This window comes from Kitasatospora sp. NPDC097643, from assembly GCF_040302625.1.
Lineage (GTDB): Bacteria > Actinomycetota > Actinomycetes > Streptomycetales > Streptomycetaceae > Kitasatospora.
In genome coordinates this window covers 46,602-68,309 of the sequence record NZ_JBEOSA010000036.1, presented here as the reverse complement: position 1 = coordinate 68,309, position 21,708 = coordinate 46,602, and the positions used below count along the sequence as shown (strand labels likewise).

Annotated in this window: 10 protein-coding genes and 2 pseudogenes; 5 read left to right on the top strand and 7 right to left on the bottom strand. The window is 72.0% G+C overall.

Annotation, left to right across the window (positions count from 1 at the left end; genetic code table 11):
- Positions 1-35: 35 nt before the first annotated feature.
- Together ABTY15_RS23020 and ABTY15_RS23015 are read left to right on the top strand one after the other, a co-directional pair.
- Positions 36-128 (top strand): annotated as a pseudogene (locus ABTY15_RS23020) (family 1 glycosylhydrolase); the annotation flags it as partial.
- A 178-nt stretch (positions 129-306) separates the two neighbouring features.
- Positions 307-1,353, top strand: a complete 1,047-nt coding sequence (locus ABTY15_RS23015; protein ID WP_350597210.1) for a hypothetical protein — start codon at positions 307-309, stop codon at positions 1,351-1,353.
- Between the two features lie 269 nt (positions 1,354-1,622).
- On the opposite strand, the gene ABTY15_RS23010 is transcribed toward ABTY15_RS23015, so the two are convergent.
- Positions 1,623-1,964 (bottom strand): hypothetical protein, encoded by a 342-nt coding sequence (locus ABTY15_RS23010; RefSeq protein WP_350597208.1) that lies wholly within the window; start codon positions 1,962-1,964, stop codon positions 1,623-1,625.
- Between the two features lie 394 nt (positions 1,965-2,358).
- Between ABTY15_RS23010 and ABTY15_RS23005 the strand changes: the two genes are divergently transcribed.
- Positions 2,359-3,108: a SpcZ gene (locus ABTY15_RS23005; RefSeq protein WP_350597204.1), complete on the top strand. Its 750-nt coding sequence runs from the start codon at positions 2,359-2,361 to the stop codon at positions 3,106-3,108.
- 24 nt (positions 3,109-3,132) lie between these two features.
- On the opposite strand, the gene ABTY15_RS23000 is transcribed toward ABTY15_RS23005, so the two are convergent.
- The 5 genes from ABTY15_RS23000 to ABTY15_RS22980 form a co-directional block, all read right to left on the bottom strand.
- Positions 3,133-4,005, bottom strand: coding sequence for a TauD/TfdA dioxygenase family protein (locus tag ABTY15_RS23000; RefSeq protein ID WP_350597201.1), 873 nt, complete (start codon positions 4,003-4,005; stop codon positions 3,133-3,135).
- A 59-nt stretch (positions 4,006-4,064) separates the two neighbouring features.
- On the bottom strand, positions 4,065-4,769 hold the full coding sequence (locus tag ABTY15_RS22995; protein WP_350597198.1) for a hypothetical protein: 705 nt from the start codon (positions 4,767-4,769) through the stop codon (positions 4,065-4,067).
- A complete protein-coding gene (locus ABTY15_RS22990) occupies positions 4,732-5,724 on the bottom strand; it encodes a GSCFA domain-containing protein (RefSeq protein WP_350597194.1) in 993 nt (330 codons plus the stop codon). Before ABTY15_RS22990 ends, ABTY15_RS22995 begins: the two co-directional genes overlap by 38 nt.
- 129 nt (positions 5,725-5,853) lie before the next feature.
- Positions 5,854-14,952 carry a non-ribosomal peptide synthetase gene (locus tag ABTY15_RS22985; RefSeq protein ID WP_350597191.1) on the bottom strand — a complete coding sequence of 3,033 codons (9,099 nt, stop codon included), beginning with the start codon at positions 14,950-14,952 and terminating at the stop codon, positions 5,854-5,856.
- Positions 14,952-18,935, bottom strand: coding sequence for a non-ribosomal peptide synthetase (locus ABTY15_RS22980; RefSeq protein WP_350597187.1), 3,984 nt, complete (start codon positions 18,933-18,935; stop codon positions 14,952-14,954). The genes ABTY15_RS22985 and ABTY15_RS22980 overlap by 1 nt, the downstream gene beginning before the upstream one ends.
- 1,005 nt (positions 18,936-19,940) lie before the next feature.
- On the opposite strand from ABTY15_RS22980, the pseudogene ABTY15_RS22975 reads away from it, so the two are divergent.
- Positions 19,941-20,069, top strand: a pseudogene (locus tag ABTY15_RS22975) (family 1 glycosylhydrolase); the annotation flags it as partial.
- Positions 20,070-20,322: 253 nt separating this feature from the next.
- On the opposite strand, the gene ABTY15_RS22970 reads toward ABTY15_RS22975, so the two are convergent.
- Entirely contained in the window at positions 20,323-21,045 is a 723-nt protein-coding gene (locus ABTY15_RS22970) for a VanZ family protein (protein ID WP_350597184.1), read from the bottom strand.
- Positions 21,046-21,215: 170 nt separating this feature from the next.
- On the opposite strand from ABTY15_RS22970, the gene ABTY15_RS22965 reads away from it, so the two are divergent.
- Positions 21,216-21,590 (top strand): hypothetical protein, encoded by a 375-nt coding sequence (locus tag ABTY15_RS22965; RefSeq protein WP_350597180.1) that lies wholly within the window; start codon positions 21,216-21,218, stop codon positions 21,588-21,590.
- The last annotated feature ends 118 nt before the right edge of the window (positions 21,591-21,708 follow it).

The following is a 21,708-nucleotide window of genomic DNA, read 5'->3' as shown; positions in this document are numbered from 1 at the left end:
TTGGGTTCTGGGTAGAATGACGGCCTGTACGACGGGCCGAGGGGTACCGCCAGCGGTTCGGGCTGGTGCACGTCGACTTCGAGACCCAGCGCCGCACCCCGAAGGCTTCGTACGCCTGGTACCGCGACCGCAGGAGTTCGCCGCGGAGTTCGCCTTCGCCTTCCTGGACATCTATCTTGCCGGCGAGTTCACGGCGGGCGAGATCACCCAGCAGCTGGTGCAGCGTTTCGCTCGCGAGTTCTGCAATCCCCTGGCGCTCGCCTACTCCCTGCACTGCGGCATCGACAGCATCCTGGAGCTCAGCCCGTGACGGAACGACTCCGTGAAGCGCCGGCACCCGTCGTACGGCCTGCCGTGGTGGACCTGGACGAGCACGGGCGACTGCTCGTACCCGGGACCGGCTCGCCCGTGGCCGAAGCCCGGGTCGCCGACCACCTGGCCCGCCACCTGCGGATCCCCGAGCGGGCCACCGACCTCTTCGTCTACGTCCACGGCTGGCAGACCAGCCCCAAGGCCGCCGACAGGGCGGCCGCCACACTCGTCGGCCGGGCCGCCGCTCTGCACCGATCGGCTCCGGCCGCCTACCCGGGGCTGGCAACTGGGTTTCGGCCCTGGTGCGTCGTGGTGCGCTGGCCGTCGTCGAGCCCGCCGAGCCTGGGCGGTTACCGGCGCATCCGCGCGCGGGCGCACGCCATGAGCGCCGGGGGACAGGCCGGGCGCATCCTCGGTCACCTCCTCGGCTACCTCGACGGTGGTCGAGGCCGACCGGACGCGCCACGCATGCTGGCCAACCGCCACGGCCAGTACCTGCACCTGGTCGGCCACTCCTTCGGCGGCCGGTTTCTCTGCGAGGCCGTTCAGTACGCGGCTGAGTGCCCGGCCGGGCCGCCGGTCCTGAGCTGGAGCCGTCCGGGTGACCGCGCGCGCCCGTTCACCGTGGACAGCGCACTGGTCTTCCAGATGGCCGCACCGCGTGACGCCTTCGACCGGCTCTTCCCCCGGTTGTTCCTCGGTCCGGGCCGTCCGGGGGCGCCCCTAGGCGGGCCGCTGGTGCTCACCCACTCCCGCTGGGACCGGGCAACGGGCTTCTGGCACCTGCGGGCCGAGGGTCTTCCGGGTATTGGCCACTCCGGGACGAGCGTCGCTCCGGTGCCCCAGTTCACCGCCCGGTTGCGCTCGGCCTCCTCGCCCTACCCCCACGCCGAACTGGACTATCCGATCGTCAACATCGACGCAGGCGACGTCTACCGCGGCGGCCTCGCCACCCGTCTCAACCCCGCTGGCGCTCACTCCGACTTCCAGCACCCGGAGTCGGCGCACCTCCTGCTCAGCCTCGCCTCCCACTCCCGCTGACCCGGCCTCGCCCAAGTCATCGTTATGTGCGTGTATAGACGCGGGGAAGCGGGCAGTGGCATCCAACGATCCTGAGACGCATGGGCACATTCAGGTTCGATGCCGATTCGCAGCCCTGGCCATGGAGCAACCTTCTTGGACGGTGAGCGCCGATCAGGGCGAAGACAGGGTGTTCATCGAGTGCAGAGGTCATCGCCAACGGTTGGTCCGTCCCGGCCGGGAGCAGCGGATGCGACTGCCATGGGCGTGCCGGGGGCACTGGCCCGGAATCAGACCCGCCGCATCCGGTAGACGCAGGTCCGGTAGGGCATCTCGACGCCGTCGCGGCCGGCCAGGGCCGGGTCGGTGGCGGCCAACTCGCCGATCTCCCGGTCCAGGCGGGCCTGCTCGGCGGCGTCGGCGGTCAGGTAGGTGGAGCGGGACCGCACCAGGTCGATCAGCCGGTCCGGCGGGACGGTCACGGTGTGCTCGGTCAGGCCGCGTTCGGGTTCGGTGAACCATGGCGTCACCGGCCCGTACTGGCAGGCGCTTTCCAGGCCGTATCCCTCGGTGCCGACGATGCCGGAGAGCGCGGCCACCCACGGGGTCCGGTCGTCACGGATGTTCCACAACGCGGCGAAGACGCCGGCGCGTACTGGCAGTTCGCTGCCGACGCCGGACAGTCCGAGGCGGCCGCCGGCTTGACGACCGCGCAGGTGTAGTAGCTGAAGCTCAACTGAGCTGCCCCGAGTTTCGTGGAGTCCGTGGTCGTGTGTTCAGGTGGAGTGCAGGGCGGCTTCCTGGCTTCGCCAGCAGGCCGAGGCCGACGCCGGAGAGACCCTGGCTCCGGGAGCTCCACGAAACTCAGTGCAGCTCACCGAGGCGTTCGATCAGCTCGCAGGCCGGGGTTCCACAAAACTCGGCGCGGATCATAAGGTGATCACCGGCTGACCAGCCCCAGGGGGTTGACCACGGCTCAGTACTCGCCGGGGTGGCCCGCAGATCACCAGCCCAGGAGTCGCGCCCATGACCACACCTGAAGCCGCCACGGAACGGGACACGTTCGAGGCCTTCCTCTCCTCCCTCGGCGCCGACGGTCCTGCGGCCGGGCCCGAGTGGCTCAGGGGCGTGGGGGAGGCGCTCTTCGAGGCGATGGAGGCCGACGCGGGAAGGGCTTGGGTGCGGCGGGTGCACCGTGAGCTGGTGCGGCTGGACGGGGAGGTGCCCTTCAGCGTCGTCCACGACTGGTACCACGTCAGCGTGCGGCCGGTCCTGGCCGAGGCGAGCGCGCGGCGCGGCGGGGACGCCGCTCGGCACCAAGCTGTTGCAGCCCTGCACGAGCGGGCGTCGAACGGCGAACGGATCGGCGAGACGGCCTGGACCGCCGTGCTCGGGCCCGCGCTGCGGGAGGTGTACGGGTACGCGTACCCCTATGCCGACGCCTATGCCGCCGCCGCGTCGGCCGCGGGCACGTACGCGTTGGCGAACGGCTACGGCGAGGCCGAGGCCGCCGCGTACGGCGCGAGCTACGCCGAGCTGAACACCGAGGCCAACGCGCGGGCCCACGCCGACGCGAACGCCCTCGCGAACGCACCGGCCGTGGCGCGCGCGCTGGCGGCCGCGGACTCGGCGGCCTACGCCGCCACGTACCCGGCCGCTCGGGTCCGGGCCGTCGTCCGGGCCTACGCGGAGCAGGACCGGACGCGGACCGGGGACGTCGGCGCGCGGCTGGCCGACGGCCTCGCCGACAGCCTGGCCCGGGTCGCGGCGGCCTGACGGCGAGCGGGCGACCGAACGGTCTCAGCCCTTCAGCGGGCCGCCGTTGATTGCCACGCGCTGCCCGTAGCGCGTCAGGGGGTGGTAGTCGTACGTCGCGTGGTGCTGGACACAGCGGTTGTCCCAGAAGACCAGCGTGTTGGGGGTCCAGCGGACGCGGCACTGTAGCAGGGGGCGCTCGGAGACGACCTTGAAAAGCAGGTCGAGCAGCGCCCGGCTCTCCTCGGCCGACAGCTGGGGGATGCGGGCGGTGTAGGCCGGGTTGACGTAGAGGAGCTTGCGGTCGGTCTCCGGGTGGCGCACCACCAGCGGATGTTCGCTCTTGGGGATGACGTAGTCGGCCGGCGGGGTGTAGCCCTGGAGGGCGATCCGGCCGTCGTGTACGGCGGTCAGGCCGTCCAACAGCCCGCGCATGGTCGGCGACAGCATCTCGTAGGCCAGGTGCATGTTGGCGAACAGGGTGTCGCCGCCGCTGCCGCCCTCCGGGGTGCGGGTGATGTAGAGCATCGACCCGAGGGAGGGTTCGGCGTCGGCGGTGCCGTCGGCGTGCCAGCCGTTCCCGGCCACGTTCTCGGACTCCGGGCTGGTGCTGATCTCCAGGATGTACGGATCGGCGTCCACCGGCGGCGGGTTGACGGGGCGGAGCTCGCCGAAGTGGGCGGCGAGGCGCTTGTGGTCCTCGGGCGTGATGATCTGGTCGCGCAGGACCAGCACGTGGTGGTCGAGGAACGCTGCCTTGAGCTCGGCCAGTTGGTCGTCCGGCAGGCCCTGCGAGAGGTCGAGCCCGGTCACCTCGGCGCCGATGACCGGGGTGAGGGACTTGACCTCGATGGTCCGGTACTTGCGCGCGGGCCTCGTGGTGAGCTGCTTGACGGCGTCGAGTTCGTACTGCTCCATCGGGTCCTCCTGAAAGGGGTGGGGGATTCGAGCCGGGATACGGGTCGGGGACGGCAGAACTACAGGCCGCGCTCCAGCAGTTCGGCCAGGATCAGGCGGCCGAAGGCGAGACTGCCGTGGATCGCGTCGTCGGGTTCGCACAACTCGGGCCGCTGGAAGCCGTGTTCGTCGGTCGTCCGGGCCCGCAGATCGACCATCTCGACGCCGAGGCCGGTCAGCGCCTCCAGGATGACGTCCTGAGCCGCCATGAAGACCAGCGGGTCGGCGTGCGCCGGTACACGCTGCGGCGGCATCACGGCCAGCACCCGCAGGCCCAGGCCGAGCGCGTGGCCGTAGAAGGCCAGCGCGGCGCGGACCGAGGCGCGGACGATGTCGCCGAACAGTGCGCTGGACAGGAAACCGGGCAGGAAGCCGGGCGGCCGACCGTTCGAGCCCCGGTAGATCTGCCAGTTGTCAGCGGTGGCGACGAAGTGGACGCTGAGCCCGAGGGTAGAGACCACCGGCACGGTGACCGCTCCGAGTTCCGCCACCTGCAAGCCGGACAGGAAGCCGCGGTAGTGCTGCTCCGCCTCGGGCGCGCGGAACACGACGTCCGCGTCCTGTGGTTCGAAGAAGTCGTCGGTGAACTCCCGTCCGGCGCCGAGCGGTCCGCCCTCGAAGGGCAGGCCGGCCGCTCTCGCGGCCCGCCCGATCGGCCCGGCGTGCGAGTCGCCGAGCAGCAGGAACCTAGCGGGGGCGGTAGTAGTCGAGGACGGCGTCTTCACAGGGGTCTCCTCCCGGTCCTGCGGTGGGGGTCAGGGACGGTCGCACCTCGGGGCCGGGCGCGCCGAACGCGGCCAGGAAGTGGCGCAGGACGAAGGCGACGCCCTCGGGTGTGACGGTCCGCAGGTTCGGCTCGTACCAACTGCCCTTGAACGGCGCCCCGGTGACGAGCTCGTACGAGGGGAAGTAGTCGACGTGTGCGTGGTCCCGGGCCAGCTGCCCGGCGACGGCGCGCAGGACGGACTTGGCGTAACTGTTGGCGCTCAGCACATGCTCATTCGTCGCAGTCGCGGTGAGCGGTACCGGCGAGACGGTGAGCAGGATTCGCAGGTCCGGATTGGCCGTGCGGGCGACGGCGATGGCCGCGAGCAGGTCGCGGTGCACCTCGTCGAAGGTGGCCTGGTGGAAGACGTGCCGATCGGCGTCGAACGTGCCGCGCACGGTGCCGGGGCAGACCGGGTAGGTGGTGCCGTCGGTGCGGTCCCGCCACGCCTCGGTCAGCCCCAGGGTGAAGACCAGGCAGCTCGCCGTGGTGATGCCACGGCGGATCGCGGCGAGGGTCGCCTCCCTGGCCTCCAGCATTTTCTCCTCGGACGCGTAGCCGTCCGGTTCGACGGCCGGGCGGTAGGGGTCGTGGAAGCGGCCGTCCTGCAGCCAGGCCGTGCGGGGCGCGGCCGCGTGGCCGAAGGCCCAGGACAGCCACTGGTGCAGGACGGCGGGGGTGTAGATGTTGCCGGTGCGGAACGAGAACAGGCCGTAGTGACGGCTCCTCCGCTGCTCGCCGGTCAGGCCGGGCGGCGCCGGTTCGGCGTCGTACCAGTTCAGGCCGCGCTCCAGTAGGGCGCGGCCGATGTGGGCGGCGAAGCAGGACCCGGCGGTCAGGACGGGATCGTCCTGACCGAGGGAGAACTTCGGCGTCCAGAGACCGTCGATGGCGAGCGGGTCGGGCTCGGCCACGGCCGGGCGCCAGAAGGAGCGAACCGGCAGTGACCGGTAGGGGTTTGCGGGGCTCACAGAGTTGCGTCTCCGATGTTGGGACGGCCGGTGAGGCCGGGCGGGGGTGGGTGCGGACGACGGGGGAGGGCTTCACTCGTCCAGAGCCGCGTTGATCGCGGCCGTCACCGCGTGCACGTACGGCGGCCGGACGACGCCGTAGTGGGTGGTGGCGAGCCGGTGTCGGCTGTCGGCTGCCGGGAAGTGCTGCTCCCACAACGCCAGTTGCTCGTCCGGTGTGCCCTGTCGGGGCAGTCCCGCCACCGGCTGCTCCGCCAGCCACAACTGGCCAGGCGTGGCAGACAGTTGTGGTAGCTCGTGGTCGGCCATGCTCGCCAGGTTGGCCCGGCAGCACTGTGCGAGGCGCTCGGCATAGGCCCTCGCCTCGTCGGTGAACTCGGCGCCATCGTCGCCGAGTTCGTGGGCGAACACCGCTTCGAGCTGCGTTTCGTCGTAGCCCCGGAACAGCGGCCCTGAGCCGGGCGGGGGAGGGTCGAGCAGGTAGAGCCCCTGCGCCGGCCGACCGGCCGCCTCCGCCTCGGCCGCCATTCCCATCGCCACCCAGGCGCCGAAGGACCAGCCCGCCAGGTACAGGCGCTGCATGCCGCCGGCGAACTGGCCGTGCAGGGCGGCGTGGTAACGGCGGGCGCGTTCGGCCAACGACCATGCGGCCGGGGCGGATTGGTGCGAGCCGGTCCGGCGCAGGGCGGGGTCGGCGATGAGGCAGACGGTCAGCCGCCGGTCGAGCGCGGACACCAAGGAGCGGTAGGCCTGGATGTCACCACCGACCGGATGCACCAGGCACAGTACGTCGCGTCCGGTACCCTCCTGCCAGATCTCCACCGTCACGTCGCCCGACCTGTGCGGGGTCGCCTCATCGAGGCGGGTCAGGATCTCGTTGACGGAGACCTGGTGGCTCAGCCGGGACAGTTCGAGTTCGACGCCGAAGTGCTGCTTGACCGAGCCGATCAGGTCGAGCATGGTCAGCGAATCGGCGCCCAGGTCGTACAGGACGGCATCCGGATCGATCCGGTCGACGCCCAGCCACTCGCAGAGCCGGTCGGTGAGGAGGGCGGCGGGGGAGAGTTCTTCTTCGGCCGCCGTGACGGACAGCGGGGCCGAGGCGGGCGCGGTGTAGAACACCCGGGACTCCTCGATGTCCGTGGTGGAGACCAGGAGTTGGGGAAGCTGGAGAGCCACGGCCCGGGCGAACACCCGCTGCCCCTCGTCGACCGTCAGACCGGTCGCCAGATGGGCCTGGTGCCGGGCGTCCGTGGACGGCACCCGCGTGGCCATGCCAGTCTCCCGCCACACGTCCCAGTCGATGCCGAGCCGCGCGGTGGCCTGCGGACCCGTCCCGGTGCCGCCGGGCCGGTGGTGGGCGAAGCCGTCGAGCAGGCCGTTGGCAGCGGCGTAGTCGAGCTGGCCGACCCCACCCAGCAGGGCCGACATGGAGGAGCAGTAGACCGCGAGCGCCGGTGCGTACTGCTCGATCAACCGCTCGACCAGCAGCGCGCCGCCCAGCTTGGCCGCCTGGCTCGTCGCTGCGGCGTCGCGTCGGACGATCAGGCTGCCGGTGCCGACACCGGCGGCGTGGACCACACTGTCGAGCCGCGCGGTACGGCCGCTCACGCGCCGCAGGATCTCCTCCACCCCGGCGTCGTGGGCGAGATCACCCTCGATCAGGTCCACCCGGTCCGTCCAGCGGGCCAGTTGGCTCGGCAGGTGCGGCCGCCTGGCCAGCAGCAGGACCCGGCCCTCGGTCTGGTCCAGCAGCCAGGCCGCCACGCTCGCGCCGATACCGCCGGTGCCGCCCAGCACCAGGTGGACGCCGTCCCCCGGTGCGATCGCCGGAGCAACGGCCTCGTCCACGGCCACCGGCGAGACGACCCTCTGCCACCAGTACCCCTGCCGCAGGGCCAGCTGCCTGACGCGCCCGGCGCCGTCCCCGGTGAGCAGGGCGGCCAGCGGCCCCGCCCAGTCGGCCAGTGCGGCGCTGGGCAGATCCACCCAGTGACCGTCCACGGGCGTCTCCTGCGGAGCGACCTCGCTGATCCCGGCGAGCAGGCCCAACTCCGGTCGCTCGACGGCTCCTTCGACGGGCCTGGCTCCGTACGACAGCCACCACAGGCGCGGTCGGGGCGCTCCCGACCTCCCGGCCAGCGCCCGGACGAGGGCGGCCGGCGCGTCGACGCACGCCCAGCGGGCCTGCTCCACGGAGCGCCCGCCGACCGGGCCCGTCACGCCCAGGGGCAGCGCGTGCAGCCATTCGACATCCCGCTGCCCCGCGTGCGCGGTGACCGCGTCGAGCAGTTGGAGCAACGAGGCGGGGTCGGTCACATCGACCTCGAAGAGGTCGTCGCCGCGCCGGGCGAAGGCGTCTGCCGCGCTGACCTGTACGACCCGGCCGTAGGCCGCCTCGAACACCCGGATCGCCGCAGCGGGCGCCGGGCCGTCCGTGACCACCACCAGCACAGCCGACCTGCGTGTGCTGCCCGAGGTGCCCGCGCGGCGCAGCCGCACCCAGTGCGGCTGGCTCAGCCAGTCGTTCTCCGCGAGCCGTCGGGGACCGTCGGGGGCGGGGTGGCTCGCTGTGACTGCGGCACGCTCGAAGTCGTAGTCCGCCAGCTCGAACGCGGGTGGCGGAAAGTCCCACGGCGCCCGTGCCGGACCGTGCGGCCAGTCGATGCCGTACCCGTCCAGCCAAGCGTCGGCCAGTTCGTCCGCCGTACGACCGGCCGCCGCCACGGGTGCCAGGTCCGCTCCCACCGGCTCGACCGGTACGGCCGCGCGCAGCCACCGGACCGCGGCCGGTGCGTCAGGGCAGACCGCCGCCAGACGCCACCGTCGGGCCGGGTGACCGGCCTGGAGGTGTCGCAGCACCTCTCCGTAGGCCTCGGGGCGGGCCGTCAGGTAGTCGGCTATGCGTGCGGCGTCGGTCCGCAGGGCGGCCGCACTGCTGGCGGACAGCACGAGGCAGCCGTCCGGGGGCACCGGCTTGGCGGCGGGCTCCGGGACCATCGGTGGGACCGCCTCCAGCACCACGTGGGCGTTCGTGCCGCCGATGCCGAAGCTGCTGACAGCCGCCACCCGGGGACGGTCGGCGGGCCAACTGCGGGCGGTGGTGGGGACGTAGAAGGGGGTCGGGTCGGCGGCCAGGTGCGGGTTGAGGGCGTGGAAGTCGACGTTGGGCGGGATGACGCCGTGGTGGACGCTCAGGGTGGCGCGGATCAGGCCGACCACCCCGGCGGCGGCGCCCAGGTGGCCGATCTGGCTCTTGACCGAGGTCAGCGCGCAGCGGCCGGACTCGGCGACGCCGAATGCCTGCCGCAGGGCGTCGACCTCGACCGGGTCGCCCAGGCGGGTGCCGGTGCCGTGGGCCTCGACGTAGGCGAGGTCCGCGCCGGTGCGACCGCTGCGGCGCAGGGCGGCGCGGATCACCTCACGTTGGCCGGCGAGTGAGGGTGCGCTGTAACCGAGCTTGTCGGAGCCGTCGTTGTTGAGAGCGGAGCCGGTGATCACCGCGTAGACGGTGTCGCCGTCGCGCTGGGCGAGCTGCAGTGGTTTGAGCACCACCACGCCGACGCCGCTGGCGCCGATCGTGCCGCTCGCGTCGTCGCTGAAGGGCCGGCAGTGGCCGTCCACGGAGAAGATGTGCTGGGGCTGGTAGCGGTAGCCACCTGTCAGGGTCGGGTCGACGAGCACGCCTGCGGCGAGCATCACCTCGGCGTCGCCCTGGCGGAGCAGGCCTGCGGCGAGATGCACGGCGACCAGCGAACTCGCGCACGCCGCCTGGGCGGTGAAGGCCGGGCCGGTCAGCCCGAGGTGGTAGGCGGCCTTGGTGGCGAGGAAGTCCTTCTCGTGGTGCAGGGCCATCCGGAAGCCGTCGGGCAGCCAGGCGGGGTCGGCCTCCCGCAGCATCGCCTGGAAGTACGTGTTCTCGCCCGCCCCGGCGATCAGGCCGACACGCGGACCGGAGGACGAATCGTGGATTCCGGCGTGGGCCAGCGCCTGCGTGCAGGCCATCAGCAGGTGGCGCTGCTGAGGGTCCATCAGCCGGGCGTCGTAGCGGCTGATGCCGAAGTGGTCCGGGTCGAAGGCCAGTAGCCCGTCCAGCTGGCTGCGCGCCCCGACCAGGCCGTCCGCCGCGTCGAAGTGCTCGATACCCCGGCCTGCGGCGGTCACCAGCTCCCAGAAGGCGGCCAGGTCGGGGGCGCCGGGGAGGCGTACGGCCATGCCGACGATCGCGATCGGTTCGTCGGTCGCCATGGCGTCGGGCCGGGCGGCCGTGGCGGCGACAGCGCTACCGGGCCTGTCGAGGAATCGGGCCAGCCGCCGTACGGTGACGTGCTCGAACAGCTCGGCGACCGTGAAGCTCAGACCCAACTCCGTTGTGCAGCACAGGTGGTAGCGCATCAGTGTCAGGCTGGACGCACCCGCGTCGAAGAAGGACTGCTCGGGCGTGATCGCCGCGCCGGTCACCGCCTCGAACGCCTCGGCCAGCCGGGCCTCGCGCTCCGACAGCACCGGAGCGGTGCCCCTACGTTCGCGCAGTTCCTCGCCGGGGGAGCGCACGGCCCCCGCGCGGTCGAGTTTGCCGCTGGGGGTGCGGGGCAGGGCCTCCAGCCGACGGAAGCGGTCGATCCGGATGTGGGCGGGCAGCAACGCGGCCAGGTGAGCGGTGAGTTCCCCGGCGGTGGGGGTCCGGCCACGAGACTGGAAGCAGGCCACCAGTTGCTCGCCGTCGCGTGCCACCACGGCGTTGACGATCTCCGCGTGCCGCAGCAGGGCCACCTCGATCTCGCCCAACTCCAGCCGGTGGCCGCTTAGTTTGATCTGCTGGTCGTCGCGGCCCAGGTAGTGCAGCAGGCCCTGCCGGTCGAAGCGGGCCCGGTCGCCACTGCGGTAGAACAGGCCCAGGCCCGGCAGTTCGACGAAGCGCTCGTCGTTCAGCCCGCCCTCGCCGAGGTAGCAGCGCTCGGCCATCGTGCCACCGATGAGCAGCTCACCGGGGCACTCGGACGGGACGGCCTGCCCGGCCCCGTCCACCACGCGCAGCACCGCACCGGCCACGGGCCGGCCGATGGCGGGGCGATCCGGCCAGCGGGCGGGGTCGCCTTCCAGGCACAGGCTGCTCACCACGTGCGTCTCGGTCGGGCCGTAGTGGTTGAAGAGGCGGGCACCCGGTAGGCCCGCGAACCACCGGCGGATGGCGTCGGTGCAGACCAACTGCTCGCCTGCAGTGACTACTTCGCGCAGTCGGGCGGGGTAACGGCCGAGGTGGACGGCGTGCTCGGCGAGGAGCTGCAGGGCCACGTAGGGCATGAAGACGCGCTCCACCCCCGCCGACTCCAGCTGCGCCAGCAGGGCGGGCCCGTCCTGCCGCCAGCCGGGCCGCACCAGGTGCAGGCGGCCGCCGCCGCAGAGCGTGCCGAAGATCTCCTGGAAGGAGACGTCGAAGGAGAGCATGGCGAACTGCTGGGTCACGGCGGGCGCCCCGAGGCCGCCCGCCGCCGCCTGCCACTGGAGCAGGTTGCACAGGGTCCGGTCCGACACCTGGACGCCCTTGGGGGTCCCGGTGGAGCCCGAGGTGAAGAGGGTGTACAGCGGCCGGGTGCCCTCGTGCGGCGGGAGCGAGGGCACGGGCTTGGGCACGGGCGCCAGCGTGACGACGTGCCGCACCAGGCCGCCCGGGTCGACGGCGTCGAACGCCGCGTCACCGCCCGGCAGCAGCAGGACGCACAGCGGCTCCGCCTGCGCCAGGATCAGCCGCAGCAGGTGCGGCGGGTAGGACGGGTCGAGCGGCACGATCGTCAGGTTGAGCCGGGCCAGCGCCAGCAGTGCCACCACGTGCTCGACGCAGGGCTCGAAGTACAGCGCGACGCGGCGCGGGCGGTCGTCGCCGTCCGCTGCCGGGTACGCCGACCGCAGCTCGGCGGCGAGCGCGGCCGCATGGGCGTCGAGTTCGGCGTAACTCAGCGTCCGCAGACCGTCGTTCAGGGCCTCCGCAGCCGGGGTCCGGGCGACCTGCCGGGCGAAGCCCTCGGCCACTGTCCGGTACGTCAGCTCCGCAGCCGGGCCGTCGCCGTGCTGCGGCAGGCTGTCACGGTAGGGGGCGGCCAACTCGGCCACGGTGGCCTGCTCGTCGGCGGCGAGCAGGTCCAGACCGCGCAGCAGCAGCCCGGCCATCGCCTCGACCTGGGCGGTGTTGAAGTGGTCGGCGGCGTACTCCCACACCAGGTCGAGGTCGCCCGCGTGCTCGACCACGAACAGGGTCATCGGGCACTTGGCCTCGGCCGGGGCCCACCACAGCGGGCGGGCCGTGCAGGACGGCAGGGCCAGTGCCCCGAAGTCGGTGTTCTCCTGGACGAAGAGGATGTCGAACGGCGACTGCCCCGCCGCCGGGCCCAGGCCGGCCAGTACGTCCGAGAGCGTGACGTCCTGTCGGTCCAGCACCTCGCGCACCCCGGCGCCCAGGCGCCGCAGTTGGGCGCGCAGCTCCTCGCCGGGCGTGAGGGTCAGCGGCAGCAGTACGGTGTTCGCGAACATGCCGACGCCCGCCTCGAACTCCTGAACCGGCCGGTTGGCGACCGGAGCTGCCACCCGCAGTCCAGTCCGGCCGGTCACGGCGTACAGGCTCCAGGCGAAGACGCCGAGCAGCAACTGGAAGCGGGTCAGGCCGAGTTCGGCGCAGAGCCGGTCAATGTGGGCGCGGCGCACCACGTCCAGCGTGGTGTGCAGTAGCTGCGCCGCTTCGGTCGGACCGGCCTGGCTCGGCTCCAGCGGCTCGGCAACCTCGTCCAACCCGGCGTAGTAGTCCCGAAGTTCGGCGCGCTGCGCGCGGTACCCCGGGTGGGCGGACCACTCGGCCTGCCAGTGCGCGAAGTCCAGTGGCGTGAGCGCGGGCTGCGCCTCGGACGGTCGGCGCTGCTCGTACCCGGCCGACAGGTCGCGGAAGAGCAGGTTGAGCGACCAGCCGTCGACGGCGATGTGGTGCAGGTGGAGCAGCAGCACGCCGCCGGCGTCCTGCGGTAGCCAGCAGGCGCGCAGCATCCGGGGCCGGGACAGGTCGAAGGGGAGCGCGAAGAACTGCTCGGCGAAGGCCCGTTGGCCGTTCTCGTCGTCGGGCGTGGCGGTGCCGGGGTCGGTCCAGGGGTCGTACGGCTCGCCCACCACCTGGTACAGACCCTCGGGCGTCGCCTCGAACCCGGTGCGCAGCGCCGGGTGTCGGTCCACCAGACGCCGCAGTGACTGCCGGAGAGCCGTGGCGTCCACCGGGCCGTCGATCCGAACGGCGGTGGTCACGTCGTAGGCGCGGGAGCGTGGCGAGCGCTGCTGGAAGAGCCACAGTCGCTGCTGTTCGCTGGTGGCAGGGGCGGTGCAGGCCTCGGTGGGCCCGGCCGGTACGGGATAGTGTGCTTTCCCGGCGGCGCGGGCGGTGGCGACGGCCTCGGCGAGCGAGGCGAAGTCGCCCCGCAGCACGGTGGATTGCGGCAGGTCGCAGCCCCAGCGGCGCCTGAGCTCGAAGCGCAGCCGTAGCGCCTTCAGCGAGTCGCCGCCGACGCTGGTCCAGCTGTCGTCGAGCCGGGGTTCGGGTATCCCCAGTACCTCGGCCACCAGCTCCAACACCTCGCGCTGCCAGGCGGTGGCGGCGGGGCGGGAGCCGCCCGTACGCCGCCAGGCAGGGGCCTCGCGGGCCAGCAGCGCGGCCTGATCGACCTTGCCGTTGGCGTTCAGCGGCAGCGTGTCGAGCAGGTAGAGGTGGTGCGGCCGCATGTAGGCGGGCAGCCCGCTCGCCAGGTGGCGGTCGAACTCCTCGAAGGTCAGCTCGCCGTCAGGCACAAGGTAGGCGAGCAGCTCGTTCGGGCCGTACTCGCCGTCGCGGCGGGTGCAGACGTACGCCTGCCGCACGGCCGGGTGCTTGACGATCTGCCGTTCCAGCTCGCCGGGTTCGATCCGGAAGCCGCGGACCTTCACCTGCCGGTCGGCGCGTCCGACGTACTCCACGACGCCGTCGGCGTCGGCGTGGACGAGGTCGCCGGTCCGGTAGTGGAGGTCACGGCCGTCGTCGTACCAGGGCAGCCGGACGAAGCGCCGTCCGGTCTCCTCGGGCAGGTTGCGATAGCCGGCCGCCAATCCGGTTCCGGCCAGGTGGAGTTCGGCGACCTCGCCGGGTGCGGCCTGCCGGTCGGTGCCCGGTACGACGAGGACCGCCCGGGTGTCGGACAGCGGGCGTCCGATCGGGACTGCGTCCGCCGCGAAGTCCCGAGGGATGGGGTGGCACAGCGCGAAGGTGGTGGTCTCGGTCGGGCCGTAGACGTTGTGCAGTCGGGTCGGGCTGTCCGCGTTGTGGCGGTACCAGCGCTGTATCAGGCGGGCGTTGAGCTGCTCGCCGCCGACCAGCACCTGCCCCACGCCGGCGAAACAGTCGGGGACGGCGTCCACCACGGCGTTGAAGAGCGCCACGGTGACGAAGAGGGTGTCGATCCGTTCGCGCAGCAGAGCGGCCGCCAGGCGGTCCGGGGTCTGGACGTCCGCGTCGTTGATGATCACACAGCAGCCGCCGGTCAGCAGCGGTGCCCACACCTCGAAGTTGAGCGCGTCGAACGCGGGGTTGGACATGCAGGAGTAGCGCGCACCCTGCTTCAGCTCGATGTACCCCGGGCGGGCCAGGCGCAGCACGCCGCGCTCCGTCACCTCAACTCCCTTGGGGAGGCCGGTGGTTCCGGAGGTGTAGAAGAGGAAGGAGACCGGTGATCCGGCGAACGGGGGTTCGGCAGCGGCGTGGTGGGCGAGCAGGGCGCCCACCGGGAGAGGGTGTACGCCGTCCGGCAGGTCCTCGGGCGCGCTGTCCGTATGGATCAGCGCCACGGCGGCGGAGTCGGTCAGGATGTGACGACGGCGCTCCGGCGGGCTCTGCGCGTCGAGCGGCACGACCTTTGCGCCGAGGCGCAGGATGCCGAGCATGGCGCAGACCAGCTGCCAGGAGCGGGGGAGGTGGACCGCGACCGCCTGGCCGGGCTGCACCCCGCTGTGGCGCAGTGCCTCGGCCACCGCCGCGCCGGTCGCGTCCAGGGTGGTGTAGTCGAGCCGCTGGTCGCCGTCGACCAGCGCGAGCGCGCCGGGGGTCCGCAGCGCCCACGTGTGCACGCCCTGGGCGAGGCCCGTGACGGGTTCGGTACCGGTACGCATCATGCCTCCCGCCCCGCGCGCAGGTCCGACGACCCGGCGGAGGCCGGATGATCCGGCGCCCGTAGCAGCTCCGCCTCGATCAGCTCCGCGATCCGCGGCACCGAGTCACTCTCCAGCATGTCCCAGTGCCCGCAGCCCACCGGCTCCACCAACAGGCTGTCCCCGGCCCGCCGTTGCCAGAACGCGCGGGCTTCGTGCTCCACGTTCTCGTTCTCCCCGGCTGCCTGGACGAACACCAGCCGGGCCGGTGACGGCGGCACGGGGTAGTCGCGGGCGGACATCCGGTTGTGGTTGTAGATCCGGAAGTACCGGTCGATCTGGTCGTCCTCGATGCCCGGGTACATCCCGTTGAACCTGACCAGCTTCTCTCGGAATTCCGCCGCTTCGACGGGTGTGATCGCGGCCCGCTCCTGCGGGTCGTCGGTGCCACGGGTGTCGAGCAGGACCACGCTGAACCGCGGGTGTCCGGCCTCGGCCAGCAGTCGTCCCATCTCGTGGGCGACCAGGCCGCCGTAGGACAGCCCGCACAGCACCAGCGACTCGTCCGCGCGCGGCCCGACCAGCTCCAGGTAGTGCCGCGCCATGGCCTCGACGGTGGGCAGCGGCGTCTCGCCGGGGTCCAGGCCGGGTGACTGGATGCCGTACACGCCGATCTCCTCCGGCAGCGCGGCGGCCAGCGACAGGTAGCAGAAGGCGGTGCCTCCGGCCGGGTGGACACAGACCACCCGCTGCCGTCCGTCGCCCGCCCGGAACTCGATCAGGCTGCCGCTCCGCTGCCGGGCGGTGCCGGTGCGCAGACGCTCGGCCAGCGTCTCGATCGTCGGGTGCGCGATGACGTCGCGGATGGGCAGGCTGTCGCCGAACTCCTCGTGGACGGCGGCCGCCACCTTGATGGCGGAGATCGAAGTGCCGCCGATCTCGAAGAAGTTGTCGGTGATGCCGATCGCGGGGCGCAGCAGCACGCGCTTCCAGATGCGGTGGAGGGCCAGCTCGACGTGGTCGCGCGGGGTGGCCGTGTTGACCTGCTGGGGAACGGCCGTCCGGGCCTGCCGCAGCAGCTCGGCGCGGTCCAGCTTGCCGCTGCGGCTGAGCGGCAGCGCGGGCAGTTCGAGGAAGACCGCGGGGATCATGTAGTCCGGCAGCCGCTCGGCCAGCGCGGCGCGCCACTCGTGCGGCTGTCGCGGCTCGGCGCCGCCCCGGCCGACGGCGGCGACCAGGCGCAGTTCACCGGCCTCGTCGCGGTCGGCGAGGACGGCCGCCTCGCGCACACCGGGCACCGCGAGCAGTGCCGCCTCCACCTCGCGGGGTTCGATCCGGAAGCCGCGAAGCTTGACCTGGTCGTCCCGGCGGCCGAGGAACTCGGCGTTGCCGTCGGGGAGCCGGCGGGCGAGGTCGCCGGTGCGGTAGATGCGTTCGCCCGGCACGAAGGGGTCGGCGAGGAAGCGCTCGTCCGTCAGGTCCTGCCGGTTCAGGTAGCCGGCGGCGAGTCCGGCGCCGCCGGTCCAGAGCTCGCCCGTGACCCCGGCGGGGACGGGCTGGAGCCGTTCGTCGAGCAGGTAGAGGCGGGTGTTGCCGAGCGGGCGGCCGATCGGGCAGGGCCGGTCGAGGGGCTGCGGGTCGGTGTAGAACGTGCAGTAGAGCGTGCTCTCGGTGGGGCCGTAGCCATAGCAGATCCGCAGGCCGGGCAGCACCTGCGTCATGCGGTGGAGCGCGATCTCAGGGAGCGACTCCACGCCGGTCAGGAGCTGACGCAGGGCGAGCCCGGCGAGGCGCTGCTCGGGTGCCTCGTCGATCCACCGGATGTACGCCGGGGGCAGGAACGCCTGCACGATGCGGTGTTGACGCATCCACCCCATCAGCGCCTCGGGGTCGGCGCGCAGCTCGTCGGGGACGACGTGCAGCACGGCACCCGTGGTGAGCGGCAGCAGGATCTCGTGGATCGTCGCGTCGAAGCCGATGCTGGACCAGGCGGAGGTCGCCTCGCCGGGTGTCGCACCGAACCGGGCGAGCCAGGTGTCGAAGAGGTTGAGCACGCTGCCGTGCGTCACCGCAACGCCCTTGGGGCGGCCGGTGGAGCCCGAGGTGTAGAGCACGTACGCCAGGTGCGAGGGGCTGACCGCGACCGCCGGGGCATCGTCACGGACACCCTCCCCCTCGACCGAGTGCAGGTCCTGCCAGTTGCCCATAGTGCTCAACACCAGGGCGGGTGCGGCGTCCGCCACCATGGCGGTCAGCCGCTCGGTGGGCTGGCCGGGGTCGAGCGGGAGGAAGGCGGCACCTGCCTTGAGGATGCCGAGGACGCCGACGACCAGCTCCGTGGACCGCCCGGCGTGCAGGCCGACCACCTGGTCGGGGCCGATCCCGCGCGCGATCAGCGCGTGCGCCAAGCGGTTGGCGCGGCGCTCCAGCGTGGCGTAGTCGGTCCGCTCACCGGCACAGAGGAGCGCCGGTCCGTCCGGGCGGGCGCTGACCTGCGACTCGAAACGTTCGATCAGGCCGCCGAGCCCGGAGGGTGGCACGGCTTCGGCGCCCTGGGTCGCGTCCCAGTCCGTGAGCAGCCGGTGGCGCTCGTCCGCGTCCATCAACGCGAGATCCGCTACCTGCCGGTCGGGCTCGTCCACCATCTGGGCCAGCACCCGGCGCAGGTAGCCCGCGTAACGTTCGGCGGTCTCGTGGTCGAACAGGGCCGTGGCGTAGTCGAGATGGCCGACCAGTCGGCCGTCCTCCTCGGCCAACGACAGCGCGAGGTCGAACTTGGCGGGAGCGAACGGGATTTCGAGGGGCTCCGCTTCGACTTCCGGCAGGTCCAACAGGCCGCTGCGGGACGGCTGCCAGGCGAACATGGTCTGGAACAGTGGCGAATGGGCGTTGCTGCGCGGTGGGTTGACCAACTCCACCACCCGCTCGAACGGCAGGTCCTGGTGGTCCAAGGCCCCACGGACGGCGGTGCGCGTCCGGCCCAGAGCGGCGGAGACCGTCGGTGCGCCGGACAGATCGACGCGTACGGCAAGGGAGTTGACGAAGAAGCCGATGAGCCCGGCCAGATCACGGCTGCGTCGGTTCGCCGTCGGTACGCCGACCACGATGTCGGTCTCCCCGGCCAGCCGCGACAACACCAGTGACCAGCCGGTCAGCGCGGCGACGAAGAGGGTGCCGCCGTGCCGCCGCGCGAGCGTCCGCAGCCCGGCGGTCAGCTCCTCGTCCAGGTTGATTGCCACCCGGCCGCCGGAAAAGTCCTGCTCGGGCGGGCGGGGCCGGTCGGTCGGCAGTTCGAGCAAGGGCGGGGCACCGACCAGGTTCTGCTGCCAGTACGCGGCCTGTGCGGTCTGCTCCTCGCCGTCCATCCACTCGCGCTGCCGGCGGGCGTAGTCGGCGTACTGGAGCGGCAATCGCGGCAACGGGGCGCCGTCACCGTGGAGGAACGTCGAGTAGAGGAGGTTGAGTTCGCGCATCATGACGTCCATGGACGAGCCGTCGAAGACCGTGTGATGCATCGTCAGCAGCAACGCGTGATGGTCCGGGGCCAGGATGACCAGGCGGCCACGGGCCAGCGGGCCACCGGCCAGATCGAAGGGCGTGGTGGCTTCCGCACGTTGCAGGGCGGCCAGCCGCGCTTCGGGATCGGGGGCCCCGGTCAGATCATCCGTGAGGAGCGGGTACCCGATGCCCGATCGGTCGATCCACTGGTGCACCTCGCCGCCCGTGGGGACCAGGCGGGTCCGCAGCACCTCGTGCCGACCGACGATCGCGTCCAGCGCCCGGGCCAGCACCCCACGGTCCAGCGGTCCGCGCAGCCGGTGGACGACCGACTCGTTGTACGCCTCGCCGGCGCCGGTCAGCTGAGCCAGCGTCCAGAGCCGTTGCTGCGCGAAGGAGAGCGGCTGCGGTTCGTCCCGGTGGGCCGTGGCCGATTCCTCGGCGCCGGGCCGGGACCCGCGGCTGCTGCTGCTGGCGGTCGTGGGGGAGGTGCGTATCGTCGGCAAAGCCAGCTCTTTCCTCTGAGCGGAGGACAGTTGGGGAGGCGTGCGGGAAGACCTAACCGGCTCGGCGGCGGGCGCGAGAGACGACTACTCGACGGGTGCGGCGCTCAAACTGCGGGCACCTGGTGTGTGTTTCTCCGCGGTGCGCCTACAGACGGCTTGTATTTACCATCTCACCCACCGCGTGCTCATCTCCTGGCAGGACAGGCAGCCCACGGCCAACTGTCTAACCAGGGAGAACGCCTGATTGCCGCTCTCTTGTCCGGCGGCTGGCTTGATGATTGATCATGTCGCCGGAGGTGTCAATGCCCGATCTCCTCCGCCTGAACGGCACGGGTTGCGGCTGACTGCTGCGAGGGACTTCGGGGCATCGTGGAGTGGCTCTTGGGGCGTGATCATTGCGGGTATTGAAGATGCGGAACTGCCCTTTCAGGCAGGCGGGGCTACTTCCACGGTTCCTTCGGGGGAGTCATCACTGCCCATTCGCGCCCGAGCCTCAGGGCAGTGCCACCCCACGGTCGCGGCCCAGATGTCGTCCTGCGCGGCCGTGGGCGCGCGGGTCGCTGTTCGACAGCCGGCCCAGGTATGCGACCCCGGGAGGCCCGGCGACGACCTGCATGACGTGCGGCACCTTCAGGGTGTCCGAGGGCACCTGCACCGGCCTGGACCAGGAGCGTTCCGTCCGGGCCGACGGTGATGAAGTCTCAGTCGCCCCAGTTGTTCGTATCCGGTGGGACGATCACGCCGGCGGTCTTGAACGTGGCGCCGTGGTCGGTGCTGACGTCGCCGACGGGGTACGACTGGCCGGCGCGGGAGACCATGAACGCCGCGTAGACCGTGGCTCAGCCCGAAGCACCCGAACCTATACCGGAGAGATGCTCCGTCTCCGACCTGGAACAACGCGGTAGGTGGGCTTGCGTTGGCTGCAACTTCGTCGGCGGATGGCCACGTTCGACAGTGACGAGACTCGCGGTTTACGGTCTCGTAGAATGACAGTCTGTTCGACGAGCTGAAGGGTTCCATCAAAGGTTCGGCCTGGTCCACGTCGACTTCGAGACCCAGCGCCGCACCCCGAAGGCCTCCTACGCCTGGTACCGCGACCTGATGGCAAGTCACCGGAGCCACCATTCACGGTAGTTGACTTCTGTCGGCTGCGGGATGTGTGGCCGTTGGCGACGGCCGAGAGGCCATCTCGATGGCGCCGCCCGCAGCATCCGCGCCCCGGAGACTGCGTAAAGGACAGGGTGTTCGACAAGTCCGCAGCCCATCACCAGTGGTTCAATCGCCAGCCGACGCCGGCGGCGCGGATGGGCACCCCGACCGCGCCGCCGCGCACGTTCCCGGAGGGCTGAAAAGCTCGCCCCCGCGCGGCCAGTGACGGCCAGGCAGCTCAGCGCCCGGGTACCGCCGCCGGCCGAGGCCGCTCCGACGGTGCGTCGGCCGTGGCCCGCCACCAGCGGCGCGACGCGAGTGCCGCCAGTCCGGCACCGGCGGTGTTGAGCAGTACGTCGTCCACGGAGGACACCCTGTCGAGCCACAGCACGTACTGCGCGGTCTCGACCAGGATCGAGCAGCCCGCCGCGAGGGCCAGGACCCGCGGCACCGACGCCAGGCCCGCGAACCGCACCGGCGCGAGGTACCCCAGTGCCGCGAACACCAGCAGGTTGCCGACGATCTGGACCGTCGCCGTCACCGGACTGCCCTCCGCCAGGATCGCGATCAGGTCCCGCAGCGGCAGCAGGCTCACGCGGCGGGGCGCGACACCGGCCCCGGTGCCGGGCAGCATGATCATCCAAATCCACGGTGCCGTGCCGTGGACCATGCCGACCTCGGCCAGCGACTTGCGCCACGCCCACCGCGGCGCGGCGCCCGCGACACGCCGGCGGCGCGCCAGACCCCACACTGCCGACGCGGCCACCGGCAGTGCGGCCAGCGTCAGGAAGACCACGCCGTTGACCGTGCCGACCCATGCATGCCAGCCCCCTCGGTGGTCGCGCAGCGGCCCACGTGCGGCGAAGGCGGCGACGGCCGAGACACCGAGCACCGCCGGAAGGAGGAGCGCGACCCGGCGCGTACGGCGTGCTGGTGCTGACGGTGGTGCGATGCGGTCCATGGTTCCCATGAAGTCGAACGACTGCGGCGACGGCGTATTCGGTTCCCGGCAGGCAGCCCCCGACCCACCGGAATCCGACCGGCACGTCGTACGGCCCGTCCGGCAGATAATGACCGGGACCGCCGGCCGATCGCGCCCGCGGCACCGATCGTTGGAGAGTCACGGAACGGATGTCCCTGAAGGAAGGCCGACGCGTCAGGCTGGCCGAGGACCTCGCGATCGGCGAGGCAGTCGCCGGTGAGCCCGGAGCGGTCGTCGGGTTCCTCTCCCTCGCGGCCGGGATCGAGGGCACCGTCGAGCGGGTGGACGGGGAAGTCCCGCAAAGTGAGGAGGTCCGCGAGTACCAGCGGCTCAAGGCACTGCTCGACGACTACGGGCACACCATGCCCGAGGCCAGCCGGATGCGGCTGGAAGGAGAGATCGCCGAGCTCGAGCCGCTGTGGACCGTCCACCAGGACCAAGGGAACCGCGTGACGGTCCGGGTCCGGTGGGACAACGGCCTCGTCCTGGACCGGGGCCATCAGGACATCCTCACCCCGCTGTGAGCACAGGCTTGTCCGCCGCCGGTGGGCATGCGATCGCCGTTGGCGCGCCGCTTGCGGTCAGGACGCGCAGTCGACGCACATGGGCTGGCTCGCGTAGTCATCGCGGAAGGCCGCAGCG